Raw genomic sequence first — 18,493 nt, forward strand, 5'->3', positions numbered from 1 at the left:
TAAACTGAACGTATCGTTTTGTAAATAACAATTTTGATTAACTCGCCCGATGAATATTTAGTATAATAAACGTACAGTTTTTATGCGGAAAAGGAGTGGGTTCAAGTGAGTACCAAAAGAGGGCGTCCGCGCAATATGGATACGCAAAACGCCATTCTTGCCGCTTCCTACGATTTGTTGCTGGAACAAGGTTTTGGATCGGTCACGGTGGAGAAAATCGCGGAGCGGGCCGGAGTCAGCAAAGCCACGATCTATAAATGGTGGCCCAACAAAGCTGCGGTGGTCATGGACGGGTTCCTGTCGGCGTCTACGGCTAGAATTCCGGTTCCCGATACGGGTTCGGTTTCCGAGGACCTGGTCATCCACGTTACGAGATTGGTTCGCTTTATGACAAGCCGGGAGGGGAATGTCATTAAAGAACTGGTCGGGGAAGGACAAATGGATGCCGGACTGGCGGAAACTTACCGCTCGAGGTACTTTCGCCCCCGCCGGCTGGAGGCAAGCCAAATCCTTGAACGCGGAATCCGGCGCGGCGAGCTGAAGGACAGTCTTGATCTTGAGTTATGCCTGGATCAAATCTACGGACCGATCTTTTATCGGCTTCTGATCATAAGCGACGAGTTGGACGAAAACTACGTTGAACATTTGGTGAAGTGGGTTCTGGAGGGACTCGCGGCAAAATGAATCGGGAACGTCCCGCTTGCTTGAAGACGACTTTCACTTGTGATACATTATTTACCATAATTGAGATTTGGGTGTGAAGCACATACCGCTCGGATTCGACTTGCTCTTGGGGCATGGGGATCTGGGCGGTTTTTTATTCCATCGGATAAGGAGGGTTAATCATGAGCGAGTTTGACGACGTTTATTTGGAATGGTTGGACCGACAGATCGATGAGGAGAGAAACCCAAGAAGACGGGAGTTTCTGCAAAAGGGACTGAGTCGGGGGACAACGGATTTTCTGCGGTTCATATGGTATCCCGCCATCGGAAATTTCAAAGATCTATATCCTGAGTATGAGGTTCGCGACTTTAATAATGGTTATCGTTACCTCGATTTGGCTTATAGACCGGGCAACGCCAAAGGATGTATCGAGATTCAGGATTACCGGAGCCATGCCCGGGATATCGAAGCGGGGCGATTTAAGGATCTGTGTATGAAGCAATCTCTATTGACGCTTGACGATTGGCTGTTTCTTCCAATTGCCTATCTATCCATTCGAGAAGACCCGGGAGTCTGCAAGCAGCTGGTCTTATCCTTCGTCGGAAAGTTTCTGTCCAATGCCGTGCCTTCCGGCCTTCATTGGGCAGAGGAGGAGACTTTGCGGTTTGCCCGCCGTCTTATGCGTCCCTTTACTCCGGCTGAGCTCGCATCGCATCTCTTGTTGTCCCATCAACATACACGAGCGATTTTACATGCCATGCACGACCGAAAAATGCTGGAGGTAGTCGACGGCAAACAACGGTATAGCACGTTCAGGCTTCCTCAAGCCGATCGGAGGGGAGTAGGGGCCGGGGAGAAAGGGGCCTAGCCCTAGGGGGGCTGTTGCCTACGTTGGCACTGGCGCTGGTGTTGGCACTGGCGCTGGTGTTGGCACTGGCGCTGGTGTTGGCACTGGCGCTGGTGTTGGCACTGGCGCTGGTGTTGACGCTGACGCAGGCCGCTGACGCAGGCTGCTGACGCAGGCCGCTGACGCAGGCCGCTGACGCTAGGCGCGAACACTGGTGCTAAACGCTAACTCACTTTTTACTCTAACGCTGGTGAGCAACGCTATTTGGGCAAATTTGTTCTCCACAAAATTCTAACGACGATGAGACACTCTATTTGGGTGAAAAACGAGCAAATTGGCAACAAAACAGGAGAATAAGCTTTGTAGGAAGCGTTAGAATCGCAATGTATCATTTTGGGAAGATATAAGGTTTGTGGCAAGCGTTAGATGGTTGATGGATAGGTTGCCCGAAGGTTACCCGCAGGCTCCCCAGGCCCCGCAGTCCCGCAGATACGTGTAGTTACCCGTAGTCAACCGAAGGTCCTTGGACCCGTAGGCCAAGGAGAATCATTTGTGCTAGAATAAAGAAGATTAACCTTATTCATGCAAAGGAGGATTAAAATGAGTTCATCCATCACCTTGCATCTATGGTTCGACAAAGAGGCGAAAGAAGCCGCGGAGTTCTATTGCTCCGTATTTCCGGATTCCCGAATCACGGGAGTTACGACGATAAACGATACCCCTTCGGGTGATTCTGAGATGATTTCGTTCACCGTTTGGGGGTTTCCGTTCATGGCTATTTCGGCAGGACCGCACTTCAAGATGAATCCTTCCGTTTCGTGCATCGTCAATTTCGACCCCTCCCGAGATCCTAACGCCAGAGAAATGCTGGATGAAGCGTGGGACAAGCTGTCCGACGGCGGGATTCCCCTCATGCCCCTGGACCGGTATCCTTTCAGCGAAAGGTACGGATGGATCCAGGACAAGTACGGATTTACTTGGCAGCTGATGTTGACGAATCCCGATGGTGAGCCCCGTCCGGCGATCGTCCCCTCGATGATGTTCATTGGCGAGAACTGCGGCAAGGCGGAAGAAGCACGCGAACATTATCTCTCGGTGTTCCGGAACGCGAAACCCGGCGCACTCGTCAAGTATGGATCCGGCCAGGAACCGGACCGGGAAGGTACGGTCATGTTCACCGATTTTATGCTGGAAAACACGTGGTTAGCGGCGATGGACAGCGCGCATGCTCATGGGTTCAGTTTTAACGAAGCGATCTCCCTCTTGGTCAACTGCGAAACGCAGGAGGAGATCGATCATTATTGGGAGCATCTCTCCGCCGTCCCCGAAGCAGAACAATGCGGTTGGCTCAAGGACCGGTATGGCGTCTCGTGGCAAATTTCTGCTTCCGCATTGGACGAGATGATGACCCGGGGCACGCCGGAACAACGCAATCGCGTCACGAAGGCGTTTTTGAAGATGAAGAAGTTTAACCTCTCGGAGTTGCAGCAAGCTTTTGACGGGAGATAACGAAAAAAGGAAGCTTCACTCGACCGAGTGAAGCTTCCTTGCATTTTATGGAGCCTAGGGGGATCGAACCCCTGACCTCATCGCTGCCAGCGATGCGCTCTCCCAGCTGAGCTAAGGCCCCGTGAGCGACTATTTTATTTTATAAAAATGCGGCCGGGCTGTCAATATCCCTTTGCAAAAAAATGCGCTCCCCGAGGTTCCGGCAACCGAGGTTGCCGGAAAGGGGGGAACTGTGCCGGATTCCCGCGGCTTACACCTTCATTGCCGTGATTTTTGCGGCCGGGACGATGACCTGCCGACCCGACTCATCGATCAATTCCAGCGCATCGGTGTTCACGGCCACCAGCGTGCCGTAAAGGACGGAGCCGGTCGTCTCAATGCGGATGCTGAGGCCGATGGAAGCTTTGATCCGCTGTCGGGTTTCGGAATCCGGGAAGGAGGCGGCCTCGAGCGCTTGCTCCAGATGCTCCACCCGGCTAACCAGAAGCTCAAGCTCGGCCTGCAGCACGCGAATTCGCCTTCGTAACGGTTCGTGTAACAGAAAACGCAGGATCGTCAATGCGATTCACCTCTTTTCATCCGGAGCATAAGTCTCTAGCAAAAGAGACAATATATCATATGGAAGCCAGATTGATAGAGTTCGGGTGGGGCTTACTTTCCGGCAAGTATCCTTTATGTTATGCTGAAAATAGATACTAAATCGTTACGTAAGGAGAGGGTTAATCCATGATCAAACATATCGTCTTGTTCAAGCTGAAAGATGCGTCGCCGGAGAGTATTGGACGTACGGTTGAGGTGCTGCGTGGTTTGCAGGGCAAAGTGGAGCAGCTGAGAAGCCTGGAGGTGGGCACTGATGTGATCCGTTCCCCTCGTTCCTATGACATTGCGTTAATTGCGACTTTTGATTCGCTTGCGGATTTGGAAGGTTACCAAGTGCATCCGGAGCACAAGAAGGTCATTGAGCACATGAACGAGGTGCGTGAAAGCCAGGTTGCGGTCGATTTCGAATTCTAGACTGGACCGGAGGAGGGAATACCCGTGTATTATGTAAACCGGGAACAAATCGAACGCAGGTTGGAGCTGGTACCCGAATTGCTGCAGGCGTTACATGAATCGGCGTTGGCCGCCTCGTCCTTATTGGGGCGGTATGCCGAAGAGCGAGCGCTGCATCTGGGCATCGAGATCGTAACGGATGTGGGCAGCTACTTGATTGACGGCTTTATTATGCGTGACGCGAGTAGTTATGAAGATATTGTAGATATCCTGTTGGACGAGAAAGTAATAAATGCCACGCTGCATGCCACGTTGATTGAGTTGGTTCGCTTGCGGAAACCGTTGGTGCAGGATTATTTTGCTTGGGACCGGCAAGAGGTCATCGGGCTGAGAGAGCGGCTGCCCGGCGTCTTGCAGGAATTCTCGGCAAATGTGCTGAAGTATCTTGATCAGGAAGGCGTTTGATCAGGAGCGGACAAGCCCAAAAATAATTCATCACAGGTGTGACCGGACAGACCGTCGCTGCTTATAATGCATTATCGATATAGGCATTCGCGGAGAGATGCCGAAAAGGAGAGATGAATCGTGAGCAAAGGAAATAAAGGTTGGTTGTGGGGTGCCGCTATCGGTACGGTTGCCGGTGCGGTAACGGCGCTGTTGTTTGCTCCTAAACCCGGGAAAGAGCTTCGGAAGGATATCGCCGACGGCGCACGTCAGGTTGGCGAGAAGACGCAAGAGGTTGCCGGTAAGGTAACGGAGCAGAGCACCGTTCTTGTAGGTAAGGTGAAGGAAGCTGCGGGAGGCTTGATCAGCGACATTCAAAGCCGCTTACCTGCGAAAGGTGTGGAGGAGGAGAATGTGGCTCAAGTCTCCGAATTTGCCGATGAAGAGGAATCTGTAGAAGAAGAGACCGTTGTTCTTGGAGTCGTTGCCGGAGAAGACACGGAGGAAGCCGATGTCACAGAAGACGCAGCTTTAGAAGCGGCAGCTACTGTTGAGAGCGAAGAGAGCAAATAATTCGTAAGGCGGACATAGACGACTTTAAAAGACCCGGTACCGGGTCTTTTTCCCTTTTTCTCCATCTTAGCGAGTTATCTTGTTCCGTACTGTAAATTGCGTTAAGATTTAGGTACCCTTTGCAGAACGGAGTCATAAATTAACGAGAGGGAATTAAACTAAAACATGAAGGATGCGGTATGTTCGTGCAGCAAGCTATCGCTATACTAGACTCGGGAGTGGGAGGCCTCACCGTCTGCAAGGAAGTGATGAGACAGCTTCCCAGAGAGAAGATCATTTACTTCGGAGATACGGCCCGAGCTCCCTACGGTCCAAGATCGCCTGAAGAGGTTCGCTTGTTTACCGAGCAAATCGTTGATTACTTGATTCAGTTTCAACCTAAAATGATTGTAATCGCCTGTAATACAGCTACAGCAGCCGCGCTTGATTTCATTAAAGCGAAAGTGGATATTCCCGTGATCGGCGTGATCCACCCCGGAGCAAGAGCGGCTATCAGCGCCACTAAAACCGGGAAGATCGGTGTGATCGGAACTTTGGGGACGATCCGCAGCGAGGCTTATCCTGCAGCATTGCGAGAGCTTAATCCGCAAACGGAAATCATCAGCGAGGCTTGTCCTGAGTTTGTTCCGCTGGTTGAGCAGGGGCTGTATGAAACGAAAGAAGCGCTGCAAGTTGTACAGCAGTCGCTCCGGGGCATGAAGGAACACCCCATTGATTGCCTGATCTTGGGCTGCACTCATTATCCCTTCCTCAAAGATCCGATCCAGCAAGTAATGGGGCCGAAAGTGAAGCTTATCAGTTCTGCGGACGAAACCGCAAGAGAGATCAGCACTGTGCTACATCAGCGCGGTTGTCTGGCCCGCGGTAACCACCTTCCGGTGCACCAGTTCTTCTGCAGCGGGGATGCGGAGATGTTCCGCAAGATCGCCCGCCAATGGCTGGGCGAGCAAATCGAGCTGACACCGATTGTATGGCAGGTGTCCAGCCCGGCGGGGTAAACGATGCAAAAAACCTTTGGCGGGGGTGTTCCTCCCGTCCAAAGGTTTTTTTGACCACGGCTCGGCCATGTTGTTATATCCCATGCGGCGCGGGACGCAGAATATGAATGGCACCCGGATCCGCCGACGCGTTAATCGGTGTGACGGCAACATCTTCCCCGTCCCCTAAGGCCAGGCGTGGGATCGGGCTAGACACCGTAATGTTCCGGCCCCGGAGCATTGTGACGAACGAAAACTTGGTATGGGCACCAAATAATACAGTAGGAAATAAGAGCAGCAGCTTCAGTTTGGAACAATCGTGTACAACGCAAAGATCGAGCACGCCGTCATCCGGCTTGGCGTCGGGACAGATGGACAGTCCGCCGCCATAGCTGTCAACATTGTTGATGGCTGTTAACCAGGCGGACTCGAATCGATAGGCGATTCCATCGCAATCGACGTTTAACGGGCCGGGACGGAAGGTGAGAAGGGTATGGAAGATCCCGATAATATAAGCCAGTCTGCCTAGCCCAACGGCATTGCATATTTTCTTGTATCGGCTGATGTTGACGTTCCGGGCTACCTCGGCGTCGAACCCGATGGCTAACGCAGTCAAGGTGCTGCGATCCGCAACGGTGATCAGGTCGGCCGTTACTGGCAGGCCGTGTAACAACACCTCCAACGCGGCGCGAGTGCGGCGCGGGATGCCGAAGCCGCGGGCGGTGTCATTTCCCGACCCTGCCGAGAATACGGCCAGTGGTATGCCGGAGTGCCGCAGCGCGGGCAGCAGACTGTGGATTGTGCCATCACCGCCGACGACCCCCACCGCCTTCCAGGTCTCCTGGCTGGATAGTCGGTCCTGAAGAAATGTATGCGCTTGCTCTCGGCTGTCCGTAAAGGCATGCTCGTAAGGGATCCCCCGTCGGCGCAGCAGCTTACTGATTTTGTTCCAAACTCGGCGGCCTTCGCCATGACCCGCATTTGGATTTACGATAAACAAATACATGATGACTCCCCTATCTATGTTGGCAGCGCCATAGCGGCGTAATTTCAGTCTACTGAAGATTTGAATAAATGAAAATCAAAATTTTTGCAAACCCCTTGGATGGACGAAAGGAGTGTAGGCCGTGCAACTGATCGCCATGATCACCATGCTGATCGACCATGTCGGGCTGCTGTTTTTTCCCGGAGAAGTGCTGTGGCGGATTATCGGGCGGATTGCCTTTCCAATCTACGCTTACGCGCTGGTCCAGGGTCATGTGCATACCTCCAATTACCGGAAATACGCGATTCGATTGTTCATGATCGCCGTCCTTTCGCAAATACCGTATCAATTGGCCTTCGATACGAACGGATTAAACGTTGTCGCCACCTTGTTTGTCGCCTCCTTGGTTATCCGCATGCTGGATGCGGCCAAACCCGGACCGCTTTCCGCCCTGATCATCGCCGGCGTCTGCGTCATGATGGAGGTGCTTCCGTTTGATTACGGAGCGTATGGTTTGTTGCTTGTGCTGATCTTCAAATATGCCGGACAAGGAAAAGCGGTGCTGATGCATCTGTTGCTAAACCTTGTTTACCTGTTCGCTTACGGTTGGGTGATCCAATTGGCCAGCATTCTACCAACGATCGTGATTGCTTATGGACCGGGACTGTGGCGGAAACTCGAAACCTGGCGGCTTCCCCGTTGGGTATGGAGGGCTTTCTACCCTGCGCATTTGGCGTTACTAGCTTTGCTGGTGTACCTGTTATAAATCGCAGGGGCTGAGGAATAGAAAGAAAGATCCGGGAGGCGTCCCGGATTTTTTTGTGCCATGAAACATGTTAAAATAGGGTATCTTAAAAGGGGACGCATTGTCAGGCCTGAAGGCAAGGAGGGAGGGATGGAGATGAAGTGGAAAAGTTGGTGGTCGCTGCGTCGTTGGTCACATATTTTCCGCCGGACTCTCCCGCTGTTAATCTCGGGTAAAATCCCGTTCACCGACAAATTGTTATTGGTCGTACCTGCGCTGCTCTATTGGGTCCTGCCGGATGTGTTGCCGTGGATTCCAATCGACGACATGGCCGTCACGATGCTGCTGATGGATTGGTTCGTCACCCGAGCGGAGCGGAAATTCCCGGGAGCCTAGCGTTTGGCCTTGCTTGTTGGGCAGGGTTTCTTTACAATAGGAATGTTAGAGGAAGATATTTTTGTGCGATAGGAGAGATCATATGAACGTCAAAATTACCCGCAATGCGGCGAAAGTGATACAAAAGGAATTGACAAAGGAAGAGAACCAAGGGATGGCGCTGAAGGTATTTATCACTCACTCCCATGGCGACCACGCCCACTACGGCCTAGATTTGGCCAAGCCGGCTGACGGCGATCAAATCGTCAAAACCGACAAGGAAATCGATGTGATCGTGGAAGGCACCGATCCGCTGCTGGACGGCGTGAAGATCGATTATTTGTATTTCCCGGAAGAAGGATTCGTCATTACGAACCCATCCAAAGGTAATCACGGGGATCACTAAGCTTTAGCTAACGATAAAGAAGGGACCAGGCATGGCTAACGATATTCGGATTTGCGATAAATGCAATCATATCCGCATGAAGACGTTTGTACCGAAGCTGCAAAAGCTCGCGCCGGACGCCGAGATCAAAGTAGGCTGCAAATCCTATTGCGGTCCGTGCGGCAAGAGAGCGTTCGTATATATTAACGGCAGATACGTCAGCGCACCAACGGAAGAAGAGGTGCTGGCGAAGGCCGCACCGTTTGTGAAGAAACCAAAGTAAGGGAATAAGCAGACGTAAGAAAATCCGCTACTCGAGGCGATCCAACGATCCGTGCCTCGGGAGCGGATTTTTTGATCAAATATAGCTGTCTGATGGTCTTAACGGTAAAAAAGTCCGCTATTTCAGCCAATTTGCGTAATTAGCCTGGAATAACGGACTTTTTGGGCTCTATCTAACGTCGGTGTCGCTCAAATGGATGATTTAGCCGCCTGACTACGACAATAACGCCATAAATGGGCGCTATTCCGCGATGTGATCCACAATTGGGCAAGATAACGCCCAAACTTACCTCTATTTATTCTGCTCCCATCATCACCGCTCCGCCCCCTGATCCTCCTTGCGGAAGTTCGCGATCAAATCGGAAGCGATCACTTCATCCGAAATCCGCAGGCGCTTCTTCGCTTCCTCGTGCGGCGCACGGCACGGCTCGATCTCGCCGGGCTTGCGGCTGGCCAAATCGTAACAGGTACCGTTGGCGAACAGGTTGTCGGCAGACGGGATGTAATATAGCTCGCCGTCCGTAAAGGCCCCGGAACGTAAAACGACTAGTCGATCCGCGGCGCGATCGGACCCGGTGGCGGTAAACAGGTTGTTGCCCATCAAGTAGTAGGAATCCGTGGCAATACCCAGCAGATGCAGCAGCGACGGCGTCAGATCAAGTTGCCCGGCGGGCTCCTGATAAACGCCAGCATGCTGGCCATCTGGCAGATGAATGAGCAATGGCACCTGATTCATGATCTGGTGCATGTCGAGGTCGCTCAGCGACTTGCCAAGGAATTTCTCATACATCGCTTTATCGGTAATCGAATTGTCGTGGTCCCCATAAAACGCCAAAATCGTATGATCCCACAAACCTTCCCGCTTCAATCCTTCCATGAACTCTCCAAGCGCCGCGTCCACGTAATGCACGGCCTGCAAATAATCGCCAAGGATAGAGCCTTTCAACTCGCCGGTGTCCAGCTCCTGAACGGAAGCCGGCAGCGAATACGGATGATGGCTGGATAACGTAATGAGGAACGAATAGAAGGGCTGCTTCTGCTGAGCAATCACTTCCAACGACTGCCGGAAAAAAGATTTGTCCCCCAGCGACCAGCCCAGGGGCTCGTCCAGCTGGAAGTCTTTTTTGCTGTAAAAACGGTCATAGCCCATCGCTTGGTACATGTTGTTGCGGTTCCAGAAGCTGCCTTCGTAGGCATGAAAAGCCTCGGCGGTATAACCGCCCTGCGTCTTCAGGATCTGCGGCAGCACGTCGAACGTATGATTCGGATAGCGGACCGCGACCGACCCCGTCGGCAGGGGATGCAGCGAGCTGTTCGAGGCGAAATCCGCGTCGGAGGTTCGCCCCTGCCCCGTTTGATGGTAGTAGTTCGAAAAGTATAGGCTTTCGTCCATCAGCTTGTTAAAATTCGGCGTGATTTCTTGGCCGCCGATTTGTTTGCCGATCATGAAGTTCATGAAGGCCTCGGCCTGGATGACGATGACATTGCTTCCGGCATATGCGCCAAACAGGTCATTATCCGCCTGACGGCGCTGGCTGGCTTCGTCGAACCACTGTCGGATCTCGTCTTGCTCCTCGGCGCTGACCGTTTGGCCGCCTCCGAGATGCTCCTTGAGGTAGCGGCTGGCGTCATAGTAATGGAAGCCAAGCAAGCCGGTCACATTGTATAAGGAGACGTTCCACCAGTTGTTCTCGAAAAGCCCCACCGCCCATGTTTGAGTATAAAAACGGATCGGCCCCATCGTTAAAGCAAAGCCGAGCAGAAATACGCCAATCCCGGTGAACAGGCGCCCGAATCGACGCCCGCCGCTTCTCCGGCTTCCCGAGCCGAAAGAAACGGGGGAGAAGGAACCGCCCCCTATGCCAGAGTAAGCGGAAGGGCCGCTGCCGAAGGGGCCGTGAAGCCGATCTTTCCGGCGGCTTCCACTCCCACGCGTCAAACGCAGCCCCATTTTCACTGCGGCCCAGGCGGCCCAATCGGCGATCAGCCACAAATCGGCGGCGTGGATCAGCCCGCGGATGCTGTCGCCGAGCTCCCCGACTTGTCCGGCTTGCAGCAGCACGGGCACCGTCAGAAAATCGCCGAAATACCGGTAATAGACCAAATCGGCGAAGATCAACGCCGTGAGCAGCACGTTCAGCACGCCTAAGGCGATTCCTCTTCCGCGCGAGGGCAGCCATAACGTCCAGAACGATACCAGCATGACGGAACCGATGGCGATCAGATCGTCCAGCAGGTTCATGTCGATATAGCGGGCGTGCAGGTTACTATGGAGGATGGCAAGTTTCATGAAAATAGCGGCAACAAATAAAATATAGACGATATGGCGGCCGCTAAAGCCGCGGTTCGACGTCAAACGTAACATATCGGATCGTCAGTCCTTTCCTTGCAAGTGTAAAAAGGGAGAACCCTCCCCCCACGGCTAATGGCGCGGAGGAAGGGGCCCGAGGTACTGCAAATATTGGCATTCGATGCGTCCGTTGAACAGCTTGCGCCGCTTGTCCGCTTTACGCTGGAAGTCGTGCTCGAACTGCTTGGTCGGAGTGAGCGCGAAGAAGGACCATGTCGGCAGCCCGGCCATCACTCGCCCGAGTTGGGCGATCAGCTTGCGGACTTCCTTCTCTTCGCCGATCCGCTCCCCGTAGGGCGGGTTCGTGATCATGACGCCGTAATCGCCTTGCGGCTGGACTCTCACCGCAGGCAAGCAGGTAAACTGGATTTCGTTCGCCAGCCCGGCGCTTTTGGCCGCCGCCTTGGCGATCTCGATCGCCTCCGGGTCGATGTCGCTGCCGGCGATGTGGAGCGGGACATCGTCCCGCACCGCGTCGATCGCCTCGTCGCGCGCCTGCTGCCACAGTTCCTCCGGCACGACCGGCCAACGTTCAGAATTGAACGTACGCCGGAGGCCCGGCGCGATGTTCCAGGCGATCATCGCCGCCTCGATCGGCAGCGTGCCCGATCCGCAGCACGGGTCGTAGAACGGCCGCGCCGGGTTTTGATTCCAGCGGCTCAGCAGGATCATCGCTGCCGCCATCGTTTCCTTCAGCGGCGCCTCCGTCGCATGCTTGCGGTAGCCGCGCTTGTGCAGCGCCGGGCCGGTGGTGTCGAGCGTCAACAATGCTTTGTCGTTCAGTAAAATCACTTCGATGACATAACGCGGTCCGGTTTCTTCAAACCATTCCGTATGATACGCTTGCTGCAGCTTGTCGACGATCGCCTTTTTGACGATCCCCTGGCAAGCCGGCACGCTGCTAAGCTGCGATTTGTGGGAGCGGCCTTCTACCGGAAATTCCCCGTTAGCCGGGATAAAATCCTGCCAAGGCAACGCTTTCGTGCCTTCGAACAGCTCGTCGAACGTGACCGCGGTAAACTCGCCCATTTTGATGAGTACGCGATCCGAGGTTCTGAGCCACAAGTTGCAGCGGCAGATGTCGATCAGATCTCCTGTAAAATGGACCCGCCCGTTCTCCACGACCGTGTCTTCGTATCCTAAATCCTTTAATTCTCGCGCCACAACGGCTTCCAGGCCCATTGGGGCGGTTGCGATCAATTGCAAAGGTCCAGCCATAGGTAAGTCAATCACTCCAGCTTCACTTAGACTTGTGAGAATAACGGAAAAACCATACAATTCAGTATAGGCCAATGTCCTGCAAGTTACAAACGGTTCTTATATAAGGAATGATCGGATGAAAGGAAGATCGTGATGCTGACGCCGGAACAATACGGTGATGGACTATATGACAAGGACGAGGTGCTGGAGCGGGTGACCCAATCCATCGTGGACAGCGGGATGCGCGACGTTTCGATCGCGCCGGGGTACGGGCGGCTGCTGACGCTGCTGGTCAAGCTGGCCGGAGCCAAAGCCGTGCTGGAAATCGGTGCGCTGGGCGGGTATAGCGGAATTTGTCTGGCGCGGGGATTGCCTGCGGACGGGCGGCTCCTATCGCTGGAGCTGAAGGAGGAGAACGCCGAGTTGGCGCGGGCCAACTTGCGCGAGGCCGGATTCGGGCAGGTTGCGGAGTATAGGGTCGGACCTGCGCTCGACAGCCTGCAAACTCTGGAGCAACGGGGGGAGCGTTTTGATTTCTTTTTTATTGATGCCGACAAGGAAAATTACCCCAACTATCTCGAATATGCCATCAAGCTGGCGAAACCGGGAGCGCTGATTGCCGGAGACAATATCCTGCTGCGCGGCCGGACGCTGAACGAGGACAAAAACGGGCCGTCGGTGCAGGCGATGCGCAGGTTCAATGAAATGATCGCCCGGGACGGGCGGTTGATCAGCACGCTGCTGCCGGCGTATGACGGGCTGGCGCTGGCGATGGTGAAATAAACATCGACGGGTCATTTGACTAGAATCAAATGACCCGTCTTATTCGTTGACGGCTAAGATCCTTCAACCATGTCCCGTTTGCGGTATCCCATATAGCCTAATCCCATCAAGGCAATGCTGATGGCCGTGAGCGAAATAAAAGTTGCCGCATCGAACGGATCTACCGGCATTCGCGGGATCCAACTTTGGACGGCGGTTTTCGAGAACCATTCCGGCAAATCCAATATGCCGCCAAAGTAGTTTAAGGCAAATGAATAGCCAAGATAAGCATAAACGGCTTTGCCTAGTCGTGGAGCCCAACCTAAAGCGAGGGCGGCAAGTCCGGTAAAGAACAATACCGAAGGCAGGAAATTATAGCCGGCAGCGAAAAAATCCCCCATGCTCATGCGCGAATCGTCCCCCATGGCCGTAATGGCCGTCCCGCCAAGTCCGCTTGAAGCCAGCAAAATGCCAACGATTCCGGCAGCGACGGCTAAAACGACACTCGTCCAATAGAGTTTAGCCCGCGTCACTTTTGTCGCATAAAGCTGGCTTAAATGCAACCGCGATTCCTCCGCGAAAAGTTTGTTCACGATGGCAATCGGTAAAATGGAAACCAATCCGATCATGACCATCATAATGGTCCCGGTAAAGGCTTCTTCGATGGAAACGCCGGAGATCGTAAACATTTGACTCATGATTTCATTGCTTTCAAGGAAGGTCTGCATATCTCCGTAAATCGAACCATAGGCCGCTCCCATGATGACGAAAGCAATCAGCCAACTGATCATTACGCCTTTGTTCAGCTTGGTAAACAAGCCGGGTACGGACAGCAATGATTTTTTTGCCGACTCCCGGCCTTCTCGTTCGGGCAAATAACCGGCCCCCATATCCCGACCGCCTTCAAGCGCAAAAGCGATGATCACGACAATAATGCTGAAGGCCGCAGCTAAAATGAGAGGTACCCCATTGTTCTCCGTAAATGGATAAGTCAGATAAGTCCAACCCATCGGATTGATCATGGAGAAGTCGGCGTTCGACACATCCGTTCCGGCTCGAAAAATATAAAGCAAGCCTACAATCCCGAGCGATGCCCCCGTTGCGGCGGATGAGGTCGGCATAATTTGCGCCATCACCAAGGCAATCACGGCTCCCAGGATCCCGGCCATCCCGATGGATGCGCCAAACAAAAACGACCCTTCGGCCGAAATCGTGTCTACGCCATAGCTGGTCATAATTCCGCCAATGACGAGAGCGAGTATAATGTTAATCATGACGACTTCGGAAATCACCGCAAAAGAATTGGCTTGTCGACCTACTCGGAAGGAGCGGACGAGTTCCGTAAGTCCCAAATCCTCCTCTTTGCGCGTATGGCTTACCACATGCAAAGCGGCGATAATCATCGCGAACAAACCGCAGAATAATAACATTTCGTGTGCATACATGGCTCCTAAAGTGTAATCCGCCGCGGTCTCAACCGGTGTCGGACCAACCATGGAAATCATGGCAGGATTTTGCAAAGTCTCATACATCCCCTGCAAACCTTGCCCCTTGCCGATTTCTTCAAAAGCCGGAACATAAGCAGCCGAAAACAAGCCTAACCCCAAAATCCAGATCCCGATTTTTTTCCAATCCCGTTTCAGATATTGAATAAACAGGGTATCCCAACGTGCAAATTTCTCCTGCATGATCGTATCCTCCGTTCCCACTCTTAGACTTCGTAATGACGCATGAATAAGTCTTCAAGCGTAGGCGGCACCGATTCGAACTTTTTGACGCCCAATTTTGCCGCTTCGGACAAAATATCATTGATAAATGCATTATCCGCCGAGAAGGTCGCTTGATTCCCGGTTTGCTTGAAATCATGGACCCCGTTAACGGAAGCCATCCGGGCCACATCACCTTCGGTTACCATCGTGACCGTAGAACGGGTTAAGTGACGTAATTCTTCCAATGTCCCGGTTTCAACCACTTTGCCTTGCCGGATGATCACCACCTTATCGGCCAGACGCTCCACTTCGCTCAATATATGGGAGGACAGCAAAATGGCTTTCCCCGCACGCTTGATTTTCTCAACTTCTTCTTGGAAGACCGCTTCCATCAACGGATCCAGACCGGAAGTGGGCTCGTCGAAGATATACAAATCGGAATCGACGGACAAAGCCGCAATCAATCCGACTTTTTGTCGATTTCCTTTGGAATAGCCCTTGGCCTTCTTCTTAGGATCCAATTCAAAACGTTTAATCAAATAATCGCGCTTACTCTTGTCTCCGCCGCCGTGCAATTTAATAAATAAATCGATGATTTCGCCGCCGGTGAGGCTGCCCCAAAGGGCCACATCCCCCGGAACATAAGAAATTCGTTTATGAATTTCAAGGCTATCGTGCCAAACATCTTTGCCAAAGATTTTAGCCTCCCCGGCATCTCGATTAATGATTCCGAGCAAAGTCCGTATCGTAGTCGATTTCCCCGCACCGTTTGGCCCGATAAAGCCGATGACCTCCCCGGCGTTCACCGTGAACGACACGTCACGTAAGGCTTTGAATTTCCCGAACTTTTTTTGTAAGCCCTGCACTTTTACAATTTCCTTCATAGCACTAAAACTCCTTCATCACAGTTTTAGTAACGTGCTTTCCAGTTTAAAAAGCAAGGCTTAACTTCGAGTAATAATGAACTGTAGAGTTAATTATAGTTCATTTATTTGCGATTTATCACCTTGTTTTAAACCAAAGTTCATTTACAGATTCAGTTATAACTCTTTTTATCGGACCAGTCAATTTAAAAAAACAAAATTTAGAACTATGGTTTGTTTGATGATTCATAATATTCGGTCTATAATAATATGTAGAAAAGTTATGAACTAAGCAGCCCATATTTATTTTTAATTCAACACAGTAGGAAAGCAGGAATGAGAAATGAACGGTTTTGAAAAGAGGACCCAAGAGAAGAAAAAGCAAGTTTTGGAAGCGACGTTTAACTTGATGAATACCGATGCCGGGATCGCAAATCTAACGATGGATGAGATCGCGAAACAATCCAATGTCGGCAAAACGACGGTTTTTAAATATTTTGGAAGCAAAGAAAACCTGATCCACGAGGTATTCACGTACTTTTTAAGCCGAATGTGGGATACGGCCCGAGCCATCATGGCCGAAAACAAGCCCTTCGAAGAAACCATCATTGCCATGAGCCTGAACAAAATCAATCATTTGGATAAAATCAATAAGCAATTTTATATCGATTTAATGGATTATTTTACGAAGAAGGACGATGACGGCGTATCCCAGATCATGCAGCAATATGTCAAGGAGAGCTATAGCATGATGTTGGATTTATTCCATCGCGGGCGCAAGGAAGGCAAAGTGGATCTGAAATATTCGGATGAATTTCTACTGATTTATTTCCAAGCTTTGGTTGAAGGGATATCCAGCCCGCATATCTACTCGAAGATTCTCCCTTATACCGCCCAATGGACAGAATTGCTGATCAAAGGCATTGCGCCAAGTCAATAGAATAGACGAATATGACTCTGTCCTGATTTGGGCAGAGTTTTTTCATGCGGCGATGAGTGAATTGATTGAATATGATCGTTTATGAAAGGTTTTGATTGATATTTGCGGTGTTTATGATACGATGTTTGTAGTTGGGAGGGGGAAAGATGTTAAACGAGGAGAGGTATCGCCGGATTCTGCGGCGGCTGCAGGAGAAGGGCATCGTCAAGCTCCAGGAGCTTTGCACGTTGCTTGAAGCTTCTGAGTCTACCGTGAGGCGCGATTTGGCGGATTTGGAAGAGCGAGGGCTGCTCCGGAGAGTCCATGGCGGTGCGTCGTTGCCGGCCATGTCCGGGGGGCTGGAGCCGGGGATGGCGGAGAAATCAGCCGTAAACGTCCCCCAAAAGCAAAAGATTGCCGAGTTGGCATCCGGTCTGGTGCGCGGCGGTGAGGCGATTTATCTGGACGCCGGAACGACGACCTTGGCTATGATCCCTTTTCTGAAAGGAAAGTCGATCACTGTCGTTACGAACGGCTTGCCGCAGATGGATGCGCTGCTGGAGGCCGATATTCCAAGCTATCTGCTCGGCGGCCTGGCCAAAAAACGCACGAAAGCATTGGTCGGCGGCTTGGCCCTGGAAAACCTGGAACGTTTTCGTTTTGACCGGTGTTTTCTCGGGGCGAACGGGATTCACCCCGATGCGGGGTACACGACGCCAGACCCGGAGGAAGCGGCGTTGAAACGCCGCGCGAGTGAGCTCTCCTCGCTAACCTATATTCTTGCCGATTCCAGCAAAATCGGGAACGTCGCTTTCACCAGGATAATGGGGTTGGAGCGGGCGGCGCTCATTGCGGAGCAAGTTCCGGAACGCTGGCGCAAACCCATCGAGGATATAACTAACCTTATCGGAGGATAAACACATGATGATCTACACCATCACCTTGAATCCTTCCATCGACTATATCGTGGAAGTACACGGTCTGCAGCTCGGCGAACTGAATCGCATGACACGAGACCTGAAGCTGCCCGGCGGGAAGGGCATTAACGTCTCGCGCGTTCTGAAGCGGCTTGGGGCAGACACGACCGCAATGGGGTTTCTCGGCGGATTTACCGGCGACTTCATTGAAGGATTTCTGCGGAATGAGGCGATTAACGCCGATTTCGTTCGCATTGGCGGCGGAGATACCCGTATCAATATTAAGCTCAAGCATGGCGAGGAGACGGAGATTAACGGCGGGGGGCCGGCCATTACGGGGGAAGAAGCCGATGCATTAGTGGAGAAGCTGTCCATCCTGAGGGAAGGCGACCTTGTCATCTTGGCCGGCAGCCTGCCTCCGTCGCTTCCCGGCGATTTCTATGAGCGGCTGATCCGCAAGTGCCGAATCCAAGGAGCCGAATTCGTCATCGACACTACGGGCGAACCGCTGCGCCGGGCGCTGGCGTACCAGCCGCTGCTCGTAAAGCCGAACCATCATGAACTCGCCGAGCTGTTTGGCGTGGTTATTGAGACGCGAGAACAGTTGATTACTTACGGTCGCCGGCTGCTTGAAGAAGGGGCGCAGCATGTATTGATTTCGATGGCCGGTGAAGGCGCTTTGCTGATTCGCGGCGCCGAGGTTTACCATGCGAACGTCCCTCCCGGCAAGGTGCGCAACTCCGTGGGAGCCGGCGATTCGATGATCGCCGGCTTCTCGGGGACGCTCGCCATGGGCGGGGACCTGATGGATGCGTTCCGCGCAGGCGTAGCTTCGGGAAGCGCGACTGCCTTTTCCGAAGATTTGGCCGAGCGTACGCGGATTGAGGAGTTGCGTCCGCAGGTCCTCATTTCGAGGGTGGAGTAGTCCGGATTCCGGTTTAGCCGGATGGGGCGGTAAGCTGGATCGAAATGCTAACGTTCAGCCTTCATGAAA

Annotated in this window: 22 protein-coding genes and 1 tRNA gene; 16 read left to right on the forward strand and 7 right to left on the reverse strand. The window is 52.6% G+C overall.

Going from position 1 to position 18,493, the window contains the following annotated elements; genetic code table 11:
- Positions 1 to 105 precede the first annotated feature (105 nt).
- From M0651_RS20400 to M0651_RS20410, 4 genes are all read left to right on the forward strand, one after another.
- On the forward strand, positions 106 to 684 hold the full coding sequence (locus M0651_RS20400; protein ID WP_248553567.1) for a TetR/AcrR family transcriptional regulator: 579 nt from the start codon (positions 106 to 108) through the stop codon (positions 682 to 684).
- A 161-nt stretch (positions 685 to 845) separates the two neighbouring features.
- Positions 846 to 1,532, forward strand: a complete 687-nt coding sequence (locus M0651_RS20405) for a transcriptional regulator (RefSeq protein WP_248553568.1) — start codon at positions 846 to 848, stop codon at positions 1,530 to 1,532.
- Positions 1,533 to 1,555: 23 nt separating this feature from the next.
- A complete protein-coding gene (locus M0651_RS24145) occupies positions 1,556 to 1,681 on the forward strand; it encodes a hypothetical protein (RefSeq protein WP_282578021.1) in 126 nt (41 codons plus the stop codon).
- Between the two features lie 430 nt (positions 1,682 to 2,111).
- Positions 2,112 to 3,020 carry a VOC family protein gene (locus tag M0651_RS20410; protein ID WP_248553569.1) on the forward strand — a complete coding sequence of 303 codons (909 nt, stop codon included), beginning with the start codon at positions 2,112 to 2,114 and terminating at the stop codon, positions 3,018 to 3,020.
- Between the two features lie 48 nt (positions 3,021 to 3,068).
- Here the strand turns inward: M0651_RS20410 and M0651_RS20415 are convergent.
- Positions 3,069 to 3,141: transfer RNA gene (locus M0651_RS20415), tRNA-Ala, on the reverse strand.
- A 129-nt stretch (positions 3,142 to 3,270) separates the two neighbouring features.
- Positions 3,271 to 3,579, reverse strand: a complete 309-nt coding sequence (locus M0651_RS20420; RefSeq protein WP_248553570.1) for a hypothetical protein — start codon at positions 3,577 to 3,579, stop codon at positions 3,271 to 3,273.
- A 167-nt stretch (positions 3,580 to 3,746) separates the two neighbouring features.
- Between M0651_RS20420 and M0651_RS20425 the strand changes: the two genes are divergently transcribed.
- From M0651_RS20425 to racE, 4 genes are all read left to right on the forward strand, one after another.
- Positions 3,747 to 4,034 carry a Dabb family protein gene (locus M0651_RS20425; RefSeq protein ID WP_248553571.1) on the forward strand — a complete coding sequence of 96 codons (288 nt, stop codon included), beginning with the start codon at positions 3,747 to 3,749 and terminating at the stop codon, positions 4,032 to 4,034.
- 24 nt (positions 4,035 to 4,058) lie between these two features.
- Complete coding sequence (locus M0651_RS20430; protein ID WP_248553572.1) at positions 4,059 to 4,478, forward strand: DUF86 domain-containing protein; 420 nt, start codon at positions 4,059 to 4,061, stop codon at positions 4,476 to 4,478.
- Between the two features lie 120 nt (positions 4,479 to 4,598).
- Positions 4,599 to 5,030, forward strand: a complete 432-nt coding sequence (locus M0651_RS20435) for a YtxH domain-containing protein (RefSeq protein WP_248553573.1) — start codon at positions 4,599 to 4,601, stop codon at positions 5,028 to 5,030.
- A gap of 179 nt (positions 5,031 to 5,209) precedes the next feature.
- A complete protein-coding gene (gene racE / locus M0651_RS20440; RefSeq protein WP_248553574.1) occupies positions 5,210 to 6,028 on the forward strand; it encodes a glutamate racemase in 819 nt (272 codons plus the stop codon).
- A gap of 73 nt (positions 6,029 to 6,101) precedes the next feature.
- Here racE and M0651_RS20445 read toward each other — a convergent pair whose 3' ends face one another.
- A complete protein-coding gene (locus M0651_RS20445) occupies positions 6,102 to 7,013 on the reverse strand; it encodes a diacylglycerol/lipid kinase family protein (RefSeq protein WP_248553575.1) in 912 nt (303 codons plus the stop codon).
- A gap of 121 nt (positions 7,014 to 7,134) precedes the next feature.
- Here M0651_RS20445 and M0651_RS20450 point away from each other — a divergent pair, with 121 nt between their 5' ends.
- From M0651_RS20450 to M0651_RS20465, 4 genes are all read left to right on the forward strand, one after another.
- The gene (locus M0651_RS20450; RefSeq protein WP_248553576.1) at positions 7,135 to 7,758 is read left to right on the forward strand and encodes a TraX family protein; all 624 of its coding nucleotides are present in this window, start codon (positions 7,135 to 7,137) and stop codon (positions 7,756 to 7,758) included.
- Between the two features lie 135 nt (positions 7,759 to 7,893).
- Positions 7,894 to 8,133, forward strand: a complete 240-nt coding sequence (locus M0651_RS20455; RefSeq protein WP_248553577.1) for a hypothetical protein — start codon at positions 7,894 to 7,896, stop codon at positions 8,131 to 8,133.
- Between the two features lie 82 nt (positions 8,134 to 8,215).
- Complete coding sequence (locus M0651_RS20460; protein WP_248553578.1) at positions 8,216 to 8,518, forward strand: iron-sulfur cluster assembly accessory protein; 303 nt, start codon at positions 8,216 to 8,218, stop codon at positions 8,516 to 8,518.
- Between the two features lie 31 nt (positions 8,519 to 8,549).
- Entirely contained in the window at positions 8,550 to 8,780 is a 231-nt protein-coding gene (locus M0651_RS20465; RefSeq protein ID WP_248553579.1) for a YuzB family protein, read from the forward strand.
- Positions 8,781 to 9,092: 312 nt separating this feature from the next.
- Here M0651_RS20465 and M0651_RS20470 read toward each other — a convergent pair whose 3' ends face one another.
- Together M0651_RS20470 and M0651_RS20475 are read right to left on the reverse strand one after the other, a co-directional pair.
- The gene (locus tag M0651_RS20470) at positions 9,093 to 11,144 is read right to left on the reverse strand and encodes an LTA synthase family protein (RefSeq protein ID WP_248553580.1); all 2,052 of its coding nucleotides are present in this window, start codon (positions 11,142 to 11,144) and stop codon (positions 9,093 to 9,095) included.
- 57 nt (positions 11,145 to 11,201) lie between these two features.
- Positions 11,202 to 12,347, reverse strand: coding sequence for a THUMP domain-containing class I SAM-dependent RNA methyltransferase (locus tag M0651_RS20475; RefSeq protein WP_248553581.1), 1,146 nt, complete (start codon positions 12,345 to 12,347; stop codon positions 11,202 to 11,204).
- Between the two features lie 135 nt (positions 12,348 to 12,482).
- On the opposite strand from M0651_RS20475, the gene M0651_RS20480 reads away from it, so the two are divergent.
- Positions 12,483 to 13,112, forward strand: coding sequence for an O-methyltransferase (locus M0651_RS20480; protein ID WP_248553582.1), 630 nt, complete (start codon positions 12,483 to 12,485; stop codon positions 13,110 to 13,112).
- A gap of 53 nt (positions 13,113 to 13,165) precedes the next feature.
- On the opposite strand, the gene M0651_RS20485 is transcribed toward M0651_RS20480, so the two are convergent.
- Together M0651_RS20485 and M0651_RS20490 are read right to left on the reverse strand one after the other, a co-directional pair.
- On the reverse strand, positions 13,166 to 14,779 hold the full coding sequence (locus M0651_RS20485) for an ABC transporter permease (RefSeq protein ID WP_248553583.1): 1,614 nt from the start codon (positions 14,777 to 14,779) through the stop codon (positions 13,166 to 13,168).
- Between the two features lie 23 nt (positions 14,780 to 14,802).
- Positions 14,803 to 15,684 (reverse strand): ABC transporter ATP-binding protein, encoded by an 882-nt coding sequence (locus M0651_RS20490; protein WP_248553584.1) that lies wholly within the window; start codon positions 15,682 to 15,684, stop codon positions 14,803 to 14,805.
- A gap of 322 nt (positions 15,685 to 16,006) precedes the next feature.
- On the opposite strand from M0651_RS20490, the gene M0651_RS20495 reads away from it, so the two are divergent.
- The 3 genes from M0651_RS20495 to pfkB all read left to right on the forward strand — a co-directional run bounded on the left by M0651_RS20495 (position 16,007) and on the right by pfkB (position 18,424).
- Positions 16,007 to 16,603, forward strand: a complete 597-nt coding sequence (locus tag M0651_RS20495; RefSeq protein ID WP_248553585.1) for a TetR/AcrR family transcriptional regulator — start codon at positions 16,007 to 16,009, stop codon at positions 16,601 to 16,603.
- Between the two features lie 146 nt (positions 16,604 to 16,749).
- Positions 16,750 to 17,499, forward strand: coding sequence for a DeoR/GlpR family DNA-binding transcription regulator (locus tag M0651_RS20500; protein ID WP_248553586.1), 750 nt, complete (start codon positions 16,750 to 16,752; stop codon positions 17,497 to 17,499).
- A gap of 7 nt (positions 17,500 to 17,506) precedes the next feature.
- Entirely contained in the window at positions 17,507 to 18,424 is a 918-nt protein-coding gene (pfkB, locus tag M0651_RS20505) for a 1-phosphofructokinase (protein ID WP_248553587.1), read from the forward strand.
- Positions 18,425 to 18,493 lie beyond the last annotated feature (69 nt).

The sequence above is a fragment of the Paenibacillus mellifer genome, from assembly GCF_023195895.1.
GTDB classification, from domain to species: Bacteria; Bacillota; Bacilli; order Paenibacillales; family Paenibacillaceae; genus Fontibacillus; species Fontibacillus mellifer.

Bases quoted from the DNA above. Each gene is read 5' to 3' on its own strand.
- racE (WP_248553574.1), top strand. From the start codon at position 5,210: ATGTTCGTGCAGCAAGCTATCGCTATACTAGACTCGGGAGTGGGAGGC.
- M0651_RS20405 (WP_248553568.1), top strand. From the start codon at position 846: ATGAGCGAGTTTGACGACGTTTATTTGGAATGGTTGGACCGACAGATC.
- M0651_RS20455 (WP_248553577.1), top strand. From the start codon at position 7,894: ATGAAGTGGAAAAGTTGGTGGTCGCTGCGTCGTTGGTCACATATTTTC.
- M0651_RS20460 (WP_248553578.1), top strand. From the start codon at position 8,216: ATGAACGTCAAAATTACCCGCAATGCGGCGAAAGTGATACAAAAGGAA.
- M0651_RS20500 (WP_248553586.1), top strand. From the start codon at position 16,750: ATGTTAAACGAGGAGAGGTATCGCCGGATTCTGCGGCGGCTGCAGGAG.
- M0651_RS20470 (WP_248553580.1), bottom strand. From the start codon at position 11,144: ATGTTACGTTTGACGTCGAACCGCGGCTTTAGCGGCCGCCATATCGTC.
- pfkB (WP_248553587.1), top strand. From the start codon at position 17,507: ATGATCTACACCATCACCTTGAATCCTTCCATCGACTATATCGTGGAA.
- M0651_RS20425 (WP_248553571.1), top strand. From the start codon at position 3,747: ATGATCAAACATATCGTCTTGTTCAAGCTGAAAGATGCGTCGCCGGAG.
- M0651_RS20410 (WP_248553569.1), top strand. From the start codon at position 2,112: ATGAGTTCATCCATCACCTTGCATCTATGGTTCGACAAAGAGGCGAAA.
- M0651_RS20465 (WP_248553579.1), top strand. From the start codon at position 8,550: ATGGCTAACGATATTCGGATTTGCGATAAATGCAATCATATCCGCATG.
- M0651_RS20485 (WP_248553583.1), bottom strand. From the start codon at position 14,779: ATGCAGGAGAAATTTGCACGTTGGGATACCCTGTTTATTCAATATCTG.
- M0651_RS20480 (WP_248553582.1), top strand. From the start codon at position 12,483: ATGCTGACGCCGGAACAATACGGTGATGGACTATATGACAAGGACGAG.
- M0651_RS20445 (WP_248553575.1), bottom strand. From the start codon at position 7,013: ATGTATTTGTTTATCGTAAATCCAAATGCGGGTCATGGCGAAGGCCGC.
- M0651_RS20495 (WP_248553585.1), top strand. From the start codon at position 16,007: ATGAACGGTTTTGAAAAGAGGACCCAAGAGAAGAAAAAGCAAGTTTTG.
- M0651_RS20490 (WP_248553584.1), bottom strand. From the start codon at position 15,684: ATGAAGGAAATTGTAAAAGTGCAGGGCTTACAAAAAAAGTTCGGGAAA.
- M0651_RS20475 (WP_248553581.1), bottom strand. From the start codon at position 12,347: ATGGCTGGACCTTTGCAATTGATCGCAACCGCCCCAATGGGCCTGGAA.